Source organism: Terriglobus sp. YAF25 (genome assembly GCF_052113305.1).
GTDB lineage: Bacteria > Acidobacteriota > Terriglobia > Terriglobales > Acidobacteriaceae > Terriglobus.
In genome coordinates, this window is the sequence record NZ_JBFRCY010000056.1 from 1 (window position 1) to 11387 (window position 11387).

Consider the following 11387-nt stretch of genomic DNA (forward strand, 5'->3'; position numbering starts at 1 on the left):
ACCATGAGCAATCTCTTCAACCTGTCGAACGTTGTCACCCGTGACAAGGTGAAGCCGATCAAGCTTGAGTTCTGGAAGGACGACTCGCACCAGGATGCCCTGGCCTCCTACAACTTCAACGGCTGGATCAGCGGCTTCCACACGCTGAACCCATATCAGAGCGAGACCCAGCTTAAGGATGAGGACCATGCCGGTGTGAATCACATCCTGGTTCTTGATCTGGAAGCCCAGATGAACCAGCAGAACTTCCGCGACATCATGCTCTCGAACTAACTCCCCCAATCCTGGACCGCGGTCCTCCCCCGGCCGCGGTCCAGACGCCCCACTGCCCCGCTCTGGTGATCGTTATGTCGTCCCTTTCATTTCCCATGCGTCTGCAGGAGAACGGCCTATTAAGACGGAGTGAACGCTCCGCCGCATTGATCTCGTTGCTCCAGATGATGGCGAGAACACCGCAAGGATCCTGGAAGGCATGTCCCAACTTCGGCCTCCGCGATCTCTTTGAAGATGCGCGGCTACGCGCAGACGCGGCGCATCTTGCCATGGAACGCATTAATCAGTCGCTCACCGAACTTCAGATCACGGGCTATGCCGTGACCGAAGTTGTGCGCGAGCTGAGTGCCGGACGGGATGTCGACACCTATGCGATTACGTTGGAAGACATTTCCTCGCAGGAGCGCATTACCGCCAGCGTAGTCCCCGAGCGATAGAAGACATCTTCGTCTAGAAGAGGTAACAGTTGTGAGCCCACAGACACCAAGCGTTCTCGAGATTGACCGTAAACTTCGCGATGACTTCCGACGCCGCGTTAAGGACTTTGGCGTCAGCACGGATACGATCGATCCGCTGCTGGCTGTCCTGTTCCGTACCGTTGCGCAGCAGGTCGATCAGATTTACGGCGATACCGATCAACTGCGTGGTGCACTGCTTCACGAACTGATGGACGGGCTCAATGTTCAGCAATATCTTGCCCGGCCTGCCCAGGCTGCTGTCCGGTTTGTCAGCCATCAACCGGAACCGCGCATTCTTCGTAACGGAACAGAGCTGAATGCCGTAGCCGCTTCCGGCGAGCGACTTACCTTCGGTCTGGATGCAACTGTCGAGATATCGCAAGCGCGTATTGCCTTCGCTCTGAGTTATCAGGACCAGAGCCTCCGCCTGTTGACGGGCGTAGAGATGAGCGAAGCCGTTCAGGCGATGCGGCCTTCCATGGAGCCCACGCCCGTCGGCCTTGGGCCACATCCAGCACTCTTCCTTGCCATAGAAAATCTTTCGCCATCCCTGCTCAACCGGCACGGCATCTTTTTCGACCTCGGCCCCGGTAGCTATCCGGTGCAACATGCCCTCTGCCATGAGTCATGGTGGATCTTCGATCAAAACGGCGATCTCTCAAGCGAGGGCCTGCTGCGCCCGAAGCGTACGAATGGCGGAGTCTATCAACTCGCGTTCCAGCTTCACCAGGGCGAGGAGGTTTCGCATCTTGACGCCGCACTTCCAAGTATTCCGGATGGCTTTTATAGTGGGCGCCAGTTTGTCTTCCCTCCGATGTATGCCGGCGATCGATTCCTGTGCCGCTGCCCGCGATTACTGGAACCTGCACTTTCGCGGCTGCTGAATCGCGACGCCTCGAGACTACTCGAAGAGCCCAGGCTCTGGATCAAGATCTCCATGCCCAAAGGGACTCCGACGTTGCATCATGCGGTCAACGGCATTCTGCTGCACAGCATGACCGCGTCCAACGTCTATGCGCGCAACCAGACGGTGGACTTTGACCGGGACGGCACGTCTATCCCGGTCACACGCCAAAGCGACACACCGGAGTATCTGGTTGCGCCGCTCTCCATCATGAGTGTGGAGAACGAGCCTTATGAATCGGTTCTATATCCGCGCACGAAGTCGCATGCAGGCCGCTTTGCTCTGCATAACGGTAAGCTAACGCTGTATCCGGGCACCAATCCTGATGGATCTTCCCATCATCGCGCGAACGTTCGTCTGTGGCTCACCAATGGCGAACTCGGAAACCAGGTTGGCCCTGGAGACATTACCGGGTTTGCTCATGCCGCAGCCATGACCGGCATCCGCCTTGCGCCATTTACTGCCGCTGCTGGCGGGGCCAACGTGGAGAGTCTTGCCAACGCAGAGCGGCGCTTTGCCGATGCGCTGCTGACCCGCGGCCGCATCGTGACACGCACAGACCTCGAAACCTCTGCCCTCGCTCTCGACCGCAGAATCGTGGCTGCTTCCATCAGCTCCGGTCTGGAGCGTCGCGAAGGCGGGTTACGCAGAGTGGAACGCCTGCTGCTCACACTGGACGCCCAGGCATTCGATAAGCCGGAGATCGAATTACCGATGCTGCGTTCACAGGTAGAGACCTCGCTTCGATCACGGCTTGTACAAGGGCTGGAACTGGAGGTGCAGTTCGTATGGAAGAACTAGCACACACGGCCCCAGCCCGGTTGATGCCAAACTTTGTTACCGGCAACCATGCTCACCGGCACTCCCTGGACTCTGCGCTGCTCTCATTGCAGGCCCGGGGCGTAAGTCCRCAGCGGATTACCTTACGCCGTATCGGCCTGCAGGCAACTCCTGCAGGAACCATTGTGCGGCAGAGTCCCTCACCAGGCGCTCCACTGACACCGGGCACGCCGGTCGAACTGGATGTCTCCGGCACGGGCTTCGTCCATGCGCTGCCGACAGGCATGTGGGACTCCGGCGGAGAACGTGAGGCCGGCACCCGCGAGATATTGCAGGTTGTTGACGACCCCCTTGAGAAACTGAGGCACTGGTTCTATGAAGGCGCACCGCTGTTCCGCATTGGACCGGATGCTCCGGATGCGTGTGCTCGCTGGCTATCGCTGTTCGGTATCGATGCAGAGCTCTGGCCGCGCACAACGTGGTATCCACTTGCGTCGGTTGTCGCGCAGATTCCGCAGCTTTCGTGCTCCGAGAACGGATGCTGTTTTCTGCTTGAGGTCTTGCTTGGCCTGAGAGTCAATTCCCTCTCCTATCGTCCATCGCAGAGCATTCTTCCGAAAGAATCGCTTTCTCGCCTGGGTTATCGCGCCTCGCGGCTCGGTATGGATCTGCTTCTCGGCGATGGAGCTGAGGACCTGGCGGTGCTGCAGGTTGAAGTCGGCCCGTCCACGCTAGCGGATTATGAGCGGTTTGAAGAGACCGCGGAAGGACGCATGCTTCTACGGCGTGTCCTTGATCTGATTCTTCCCGTTTCAACGATCTTTGAGGTTCGTTGGCTGGTTGAGGATCTTCGGCAAGCACCTCGCCTGGGTTTTGCCCAACGCAATGCCCGCCTTGGTATCAACACCCACATGGGTATGGCTTTGGATGCCGCACCCGATCTACCAACACATGTCCGCGCGGATGATGCTTCCGTCGCACAAGAGACATGGTCTGGAGCTAGCCATGCATGAAATTCGATCTGAAACCGACAGCACCCTAACCCTTCGCTCTGTTAACTGGGAACACGGAATGCTGCTCACGCCCGAGCACTTTCTCCGCCAAGAGCGCTATCTCGAGTCACTTGTCTCCTGGGGCGTTCGCTACCTTACTCCAGGTTACGGACTGATCGGCGGGGGTATTCGTCTTCCCGAAACCGACCTAGGAACCTCACGTTTCGATCCCGAAGTCGCGCTGCACGAGACCGCCGAGTCTCTGGATATCTCCGTCTCTCGTGTCCGTGGAATCAGCCCTTCAGGCATCGTGATCGACCTGGATGCTGTTGGGAGCATCAGCACTCGTTTCAATAAAGAGGAACTTGCCGGGGTTGCGGAAGCCGTCGTATACGTAGTCAGCAATCCGTCGGAACGGCTCAAGACAGATGGCGTAGCGGATTCGTTCAATCCCCAGATGCGGACTGAACGTGCGCCGAGCTTCCGTATTGCACTCGATGTCACCGCCGCGGAGCTGCAACAAAGTGTCGCCGTCGCTCGCATCCGCCGGCCGGCAACCGGCATGATGTTTGAGGCCGACCCGCAGTTTATCCCTCCCTGTATCACTCTCGCCGCCCACTCTGAACTGATGACCGGTGCACGCCGCATCGTTGAGAGCATCAACCGTCTCGCCTCTGCATATGCAGAGCTGCATCGCGCCATGCGTGAGTTTATGGTGATCTTCACCGAGCGCGGACTTGAGACAGAAGTAGACCGCGACTCCATCCAGTTTGCGGAACGGATGGTGCTTGAGCTGCAGAATACGGCCTATGATCTTCTGGACCGCACCCAGCCGCCGGACCGTTTCTTCAGCCGCGTGCGCCGCATGCTGCACTCGGCAGCGATCTTCTTCGACATCGCCACCGGCATGCAACAGTACTATGACACGCTGCGCGAAACGGGCGAGAGTGAGTTCCTTGGCCTGCTTGAGCTGCAGAAACACATGCTGCAACTGGGCCGCACCATCAAGCTCGATGCGAATCTCGCTATCGAAATCAAGAAATCGCTGCAATCGCTGCTGAATCTTGAAAAGCTGGAGCTCGCGCTCGAAGGCAAGTACATTGACTTCAGAAAGAGCGCAGCGATCGAGAGCGCGAACTTCATCTTCGATCGCGGCGGCAAAGTTCTCTATCGCCTCGCGGCTCGGCCGGCTCGTGTTCAGGGCATCGCGGACGAGATGACGATCTTCTTCTCGAACCTGCGACTCGAGGGCCGCGATCGCTATCGCCTGATCCTGGTCGGCGACCGCAATAAGCCGTGGCTGCGAGGAATTACGATCGGAGCCGAGATCCGCATCAACGAAGGTTCCGGGTTTCGCCGTGAAAGCCTGATCCTCTCCGGCGAAGCCAGGCTGGATGAACAGTTCAATATCGAGATTGATTTCGAAGCACCGGATGTGCCCACCATCACCGATCTGCGTGTGACCGTTCCCTCGTATCACACCGTGCACACGGCGCTGCTGTTCACACGTCATCGCTTCTACGCCGGCAATCGGGAAGCACCGGAAGTTCGCGGCATCGAACGTACTGATCTTCCCAGAGAACCTGCAACGGTGGCAGCCACTGCAGCTCCGGTAGAGAGCTACCGGCGCGCAGAGTCGATTCCGGTCAATCGCAAACCTGTAGCTCCCATCCAGCCGCTCGCCGATGACGCAATCGACGTCCAGCCGCCATGGATGCCACGAGACAGCATGCCCAACTCGTCGGAATTGAATGAACGTCCGCGCCGCCGGCGTTTGGAATAAACGGGAACGGAGGGAAGATGGCACTCGATCTAAGCAAGCTGTCCGATGAGATGGAATCCGGTCTCGCCGGTGCCCGGCTATTGGCCGAGGAGAGACGGCAAGCCCTGATTCAGCCGGAGCACCTGCTGCTTCGTCTGATCGATACGGAAGATGGCAGCCTGAAGCAGGTTCTGCTGCAGAGGCAGATCAACCTCACGCCTCTGCTCGATGCCCTGTCGCGCCGCGCTGACCAGCTCTCACAGCAGACGTTGGAGTACGGCCGCAGGCCGCTTGCCTCGCAGACATTGCGTACGTTGCTGGCGGAGTCCTTCAAGATTGCCGACAGCCATCGCCGTCCATCGGCAGAGCCAATTGATGTGCTGGAAGCAGCTCTCGCGACAGGACACAACGACCTGCGGAGCGACTTCCGTAATGCCGGCATTACGCTCGAGGATATTCGCGGAGCCGCGGCTCCCACCTCGGTCTCTACATCGGCTCAGGAAGTGGTAAACCCGCAGCCTTCCCGAAGCGATCTTGAGAGCGGCACGAAGATGCTGGATCGGTTTGGGCGTGATCTCACAGCGGCCGCAGCGGCCGGTGAACTGATGCCCGTCTTTGGCCGCGACGAAGAGGTGCGGCAACTGATCCAGACACTGCTGCGAAAGACCAAGTCGAATCCGGTTCTGGTTGGCGACCCTGGAACGGGCAAGACCGCTATCGTCGAAGCACTTGCCATCCGTATTGCCTCGCAGGATGTGCCTGAAAGCATGAAGCGCTGCCGCGTCGTTGCTCTCGATCTGATGGGACTTGTGGCCGGCGCGAAGTACCGTGGTGAATTTGAGGAGCGGATTAAAGCCGTCGTCGATGAGGTTCGCCTGCGCAAAGGCGAGATCATCCTCTTCCTCGATGAGATCCATCAGCTTGTCGGAGCCGGTGGAACTGAGGGCGGCATGGACGCAGCCAATATCCTGAAGCCCGCGCTCGCACGCGGAGAACTGCGCTGCGTGGGAGCCACCACCTTCRATGAGTACAGAGAGCGGATCGAAAAGGACGGTGCACTGGCACGGCGGTTTGAGCGGGTACAGGTCGGTGAGCCGACCGATGAGTCCATGGTCTATATCCTGCGCGGTATTCGTGAGCGCTATGCCATCTTCCATGGGGTTGACCTGACCGACGAAGCACTTCACGCCGCGATCAAACTTTCACGCCGCTACATGCGCGACCGCTTCCTGCCGGACAAGGCCATCGACGTGATCGATGCAGCCACGGCGCGGTTGCGGATGCAGTTGGAATCGCGGCCGACAGCGCTCGATCAACAGGAGCGCCTGCTGACCCGCAAACGGGCCGAACTGGAGACGCTGCGGTCGCTTCCCCGCCCTTCAGCCGCACAAAGCCGGCAGATAACAGAGCTCGAATCCGAGATCGCGGAGCTGGAACCGAAGATCGCCGCCGATGCCGATGCATGGGAGAAGCAGCGCTCAGCGCGCATTGAACTGGGGCGGACGGCACAGGCAATCGAGGAACAGCGCCGTCTGCTTGCCTCCGCGGAAGGTGCAGGCGATGTCACCAGGGCCGCTGAGATCCGCTATGGCACACTCAAATACCTGGAAGAGCAGCGGGACGATCTGGAGCAGAAGCTGCGTCTCTCACGTGAAAGCGCCAACGAAAACACATTGATCGCAGATAAGGTTCTTCCGGAACATATCGCTGAAGTTGTTGCTGAGCGTTCAGGAGTACCCGCCTCTCGCATGCTGGAGAGCGAGCGAGAACGGCTTGTACATCTGGAAGATCGCCTGGCAGAGCGGGTTTATGGTCAACCGGAAGCGATTCATGCTGTCTCTGAAGCGGCACGGCGCATGCGTACCGACCTGCAGCTCAAGCGCTCACCTGCATCTTTCCTCTTTGTAGGCCCGACAGGTGTCGGCAAGACAGAACTGGCCAAGGCACTGGCGGAGTCACTCTTCGACGATGAGAGCGCCTTGATCCGCATCGATATGGGCGAGTATAAGGACGCCTCATCGGCCGCCGGGCTGATTGGGTCACGGCCTGGCCTGGTCGGCTCAGATGAAGGTGGCTTCCTGACGGAGCAGGTACGCCGCGCTCCTTACTCCATCGTCCTCTTCGATGAGGTGGAGAAAGGACATCCCGCGATTCTCGATCTGTTGCTGGGCGTGCTTGATGAAGGCAGATTGACCGATGCGAAGGGACGCTTCTGCGACTTTACCAATGCGGTTGTGCTCTTCACCTCGAACCTGGGGGTACGAGAGTCCATGGTCGCCGGCGAGGACAATCAACTGCGCGAGAAGATCATCCTCGAGACGGTCAAAGCCAACCTGCGTCCCGAGCTCTATAACCGGATCGGACAGGTCATTCCCTTCCATCCACTGGGCATGAAGGAACTGCGACGCATTGTCGAGACACACCTCCGTAAGCTGGACAGGAAGCTGCAGGATGACAGGGAGCTGAGGCTGGAAGCGACAGACAGCGCCATCGAATTTCTCGCAGGTCTCTCCTATGACCCGGAGTACGGGGCTCGTCCGGCGGGCCGTGTGATGCAGCGTGAAGTGTTGTCGCCGCTTGCGGGGATCCTGCTTACGGAAGATGTGAGTCCAGGTTCGCGGATTCATCTGGACCTCTCTGTCGATGACGACCAGAAGACAGAGCTTCTCTTCTCGGTCGAGCATCCGGATGCGCATAACGAAGAAAGTCTCGAGGCGGCGCAATCAGAGCAGCCCGAGGAGGTATCGCAGTGAAGATCGAGGCGTTGCTGGCAGTTGGTCTACTTGGTTTGAGCACGGCGGGTTCTGCAGTGGGTCAAACACCGCTGAGCCTCTTCAACGGCACTTCGCTACTGGGCTGGAACACTCAAGGGACATGGACGACGAACGGCGGCACGCTGTCGGGAACCGGGTCCGGCGATCGGCATGCTCTCACGGCAGTTCCCTTCGCCGATATCAACCTGCAATTTGAGTACAACATCGTCACGCCGGTCGGTGCAAAGCTTCGTCTCTGGACAACCAGCGAGAACAACGGCGGTCTCACAATCGATCTCGATAACACTAATAACGCAGCCGGCGTAGGAGGTGTAGAAGATCTGGATCGCTCTTCCATCTCCATTATTCCGTCGGGATGGCATCGGGTTCAGATCGAAGCGAATCACGGTAAGCTTCGTGTCCGGATCGACGATGTCATCACTGCAAGTCCGGGCAACCTCGGTAGCCGTGCTGGATATATCGGCTTCGAGGCTAAGGGCAATGGCCAATTTCAGGTCCGTAACATCAAGGTCACTCCGCTCAACCTAGGCTCGCTTTTTGACGGTAGCGACCTGAATGGGTGGAAAAGCGTCGCGCGCGCGGCGGATGCAAAGGAAGGCATGGGACACGCCCTGCAGAAGACCTTCTCATTCGGGATGGCGGGAGGAACGACAAAATCGCATGATGCCACATGGAAGGTAGATAGCGGCCGTATTCACGGAGAGAGCGGCCCCGGCGGACTTGAGAACGGAACCATGATGGAAGATGCCATCGTACAGGTCAGCGCCGCTGTCACAGGAAATAACAAACCGGGGACAGGTTTCTCATCCATCCTGTTACGAAATACTCCCGGACAGCTCTCCGGCGGATACTCAATCGGCCTGGGACCGTTTGCGGGCACCATCGACCCGCTTGTAAAGCGCCCTCCGACAACGACAACGAAGGCGGTAGACCAAACCATCATCATCTCCGGACGTACGATTGCGGTTTGGGTTGGCGGCAACCTGACCTCAGTCTTCACCGATACCCGGGCGGAAAGCGCGAATGCAGCACAAGGTGCAAAGCTCTCTGCGGGATCCATGACGGTTGTTCTGCCGAACGCGTTAGACCACCTTGAGCTGCAGAAGATCAGCGCCATCACGCTGCCGAAGACCTTCGGCATGGCGGCCAAATCGGCTCCTCCGCCGCCGCCACCAACTCCTCCTGCTGTCACACAAGCGGCAGCAGCGGCGCCCTCCGCGGCCGAAACCATGATTCTGGCGCAACAGCAGGCGAGCGCGAAGAAAGAAGCTGACGACGAGAAGAATAAGGCCAAGGTTGCCGGCCTGATGAACCAGGCGCTTTCCACGAACGATCCGCAGCAGCAGATGTCGTACTACTCGCAGGTCGTACAGATCGACCCTTCCAATGCAGCAGCGGTGCAGGGATATAAAGAAGCGCAGACCAAACTGCAGACGACACAGACGCAACAGCAGCAACAGCAGGTGCAGGAACAGCATCAGCAGCAGGACGCGCAGAACGCAGAACAACAAAGCAGCGCCTCCTTGCTACAGGCGCAGAGCTCGTTCCTCAATGGCAATTTTGCACAAGCCTCTACGGCGCTGAGTGTTGCAGAGAGGCTTTCACCTTCGAACCCCATGGTGCGCGACCTTCGTTCGCGCATCAGTGCGGCACAGTCGCTTCGGTCCCGTCTCTTCTGGCTTGGAGGCGGAGTCGGCATCGTAGCTCTTGCGGGCATGGTGACGATGTGGATCCGCCGCCGCCGTCAGCATCGGTATGCCGTACTGGAGGTCACCCGCGGCCTCGAGTCCGGCAAGAGCTATCCGCTCGACCGCGATCTCATCCGCATTGGCGCTGTGCCGCAACATGGAAGCCAGAAGAATGACATCGTCATTCAGGATGTTGAGCATGCAATCTCCCGCTTTCACTGCGAGATTGTCCGCAAGAACGGACAGCTTTATCTCACCGATCTTCGCAGCTCGAATGGAACCCTTATCAATGGAGAACCCGTCCAGCCGGGAAGCCCGGCACTGTTGCGTCGAGGCAGCAAGGTAACCCTGGCAAATTCAGTTGAACTGCGCCTTACGACAAAGCGCCGCGCCAAGAGTGAGATGTAAATGGAGATACGTATCAGCGCAGCAGGAGCCAGCGATGTCGGACGCATCCGGCGAACGAATGAAGATGCCTTCGGTTTCGATCTGGGCCGAGGACTCTTCGTCGTCTGCGACGGCGTTGGCGGATCGCGTGCAGGCGAAGTTGCCAGCCAGTCGGCTGTCGATTGTGTTCTACGTACGTTCCCCGAAACGCTGGCGGATTCCAACGACGGGGGTAATGAGCTGCACCGGGCTATCCAGGGCGCCAACCGTTACATCTACCAGTCGTCTCTCAATGACGCCGTCTATCAGGGCATGTGCACGACTATCGTTGCGGCCCACTTCGATGGCACACGCATGTGGATCGCGCATGTCGGTGACAGCCGCGCTTACCTGCTTCGCCGGCAATCGCTCCATCGCCTGACAGAAGATCATTCCCAACTGGCGGAAAAGCTGCGGGAGGGTTTGAACCACAGCTCAAAACAGGCCATGCAGCAATGGGATTCGATGTTGACTCAGGCAGTGGGCGCTTCAGAGACGATCACTACCTTCCAGCGACGGATCATGCATATGCCGTTCGCAGATGGCATCGTAGAACCCCACAGCGCGACCTTCCAGCAGCTTGCGATGACAACAGGGCAACGGCTAATGGCCGGCGCAGCCGGAGGACTTCGACTTCCCTACCGTACAGGTGATGCGAAGCTGACGGATGACGATTACAAGGTCGCCGCGGATGAGTTGTGCTGTGAGGTGCGTGCGATCAAGGCGGTTACGTCGGTAGAAGCTCCCCGTGGAGCCTATGATGAGTTCGGCCGCCCCACGATTCTCTTCGAGCGTCACCTCTTCCATCGCTTCACGGCTGGCCGTTATGACCGGTTTGCGCCTGATATCTCCAACGCCAACCGCGGTGGGTATGGAAAATATGCGGCGCAGTATGACAAGTTGCAGCGTGCCTATCAGCTCGATGCGACAGCGGCCCTCCGGGCAGCCTCCTGGGGTGCATTTCAGATTCTCGGCGACAACTATGCTCAGGCAGGTTTCGGAACCGTAGATCTCTTTGTGACCGCTATGTGCCAGTCGATCCAACAGCAGTTACGGGCATTTGTCGCCTTCATCAAGTTCAACGCCACGCTGACGCAAGCGATTCAAAATCGCAACTGGGCGACCTTCGCCCGTATCTATAACGGTTCAGCGTATAAGGACAACCACTATGACGCCAATCTGCAGGGAGCTTATGACGCTGCGACGCCTTAGTCATCACTTCCTCATGCTCGCGACACTCAGCAGCGTTGCCTGCCACGCACAGACCGCCATGCGGAAGGCTACGCCTGTGGATGCGAACGCAGCCGCCGGCAAAGTCACGGCACCCACG

The 11387-nt window shown here is 58.7% G+C and carries 7 protein-coding genes and 1 pseudogene; all 8 read left to right on the forward strand.

The window, feature by feature from the left end; translation table 11 throughout:
- Positions 1 to 273, forward strand: a pseudogene (locus tag AB4043_RS03645) (hypothetical protein); the annotation flags it as partial.
- Positions 274 to 347: 74 nt separating this feature from the next.
- Positions 348 to 710: a hypothetical protein gene (locus tag AB4043_RS03650; protein ID WP_442302599.1), complete on the forward strand. Its 363-nt coding sequence runs from the start codon at positions 348 to 350 to the stop codon at positions 708 to 710.
- 31 nt (positions 711 to 741) lie between these two features.
- Positions 742 to 2436 carry a hypothetical protein gene (locus tag AB4043_RS03655; RefSeq protein WP_442302600.1) on the forward strand — a complete coding sequence of 565 codons (1695 nt, stop codon included), beginning with the start codon at positions 742 to 744 and terminating at the stop codon, positions 2434 to 2436.
- Complete coding sequence (locus tag AB4043_RS03660; RefSeq protein ID WP_442302601.1) at positions 2424 to 3428, forward strand: type VI secretion system baseplate subunit TssG; 1005 nt, start codon at positions 2424 to 2426, stop codon at positions 3426 to 3428. Before AB4043_RS03655 ends, AB4043_RS03660 begins: the two co-directional genes overlap by 13 nt.
- A complete protein-coding gene (gene tssK / locus AB4043_RS03665) occupies positions 3421 to 5190 on the forward strand; it encodes a type VI secretion system baseplate subunit TssK (protein ID WP_442306520.1) in 1770 nt (589 codons plus the stop codon). The genes AB4043_RS03660 and tssK overlap by 8 nt, the downstream gene beginning before the upstream one ends.
- 17 nt (positions 5191 to 5207) lie before the next feature.
- A complete protein-coding gene (locus AB4043_RS03670; RefSeq protein ID WP_442306521.1) occupies positions 5208 to 7922 on the forward strand; it encodes an ATP-dependent Clp protease ATP-binding subunit in 2715 nt (904 codons plus the stop codon).
- Complete coding sequence (locus AB4043_RS03675) at positions 7919 to 10039, forward strand: family 16 glycoside hydrolase (protein WP_442302604.1); 2121 nt, start codon at positions 7919 to 7921, stop codon at positions 10037 to 10039. Before AB4043_RS03670 ends, AB4043_RS03675 begins: the two co-directional genes overlap by 4 nt.
- On the forward strand, positions 10040 to 11269 hold the full coding sequence (locus AB4043_RS03680) for an N-acetylmuramidase domain-containing protein (protein WP_442306522.1): 1230 nt from the start codon (positions 10040 to 10042) through the stop codon (positions 11267 to 11269).
- The last annotated feature ends 118 nt before the right edge of the window (positions 11270 to 11387 follow it).

Coding starts and splice junctions, on each gene's coding strand:
- AB4043_RS03650 (WP_442302599.1), top strand. CDS start 348: ATGTCGTCCCTTTCATTTCCCATGCGTCTGCAGGAGAACGGCCTATTA.
- tssK (WP_442306520.1), top strand. CDS start 3,421: ATGCATGAAATTCGATCTGAAACCGACAGCACCCTAACCCTTCGCTCT.
- AB4043_RS03680 (WP_442306522.1), top strand. CDS start 10,040: ATGGAGATACGTATCAGCGCAGCAGGAGCCAGCGATGTCGGACGCATC.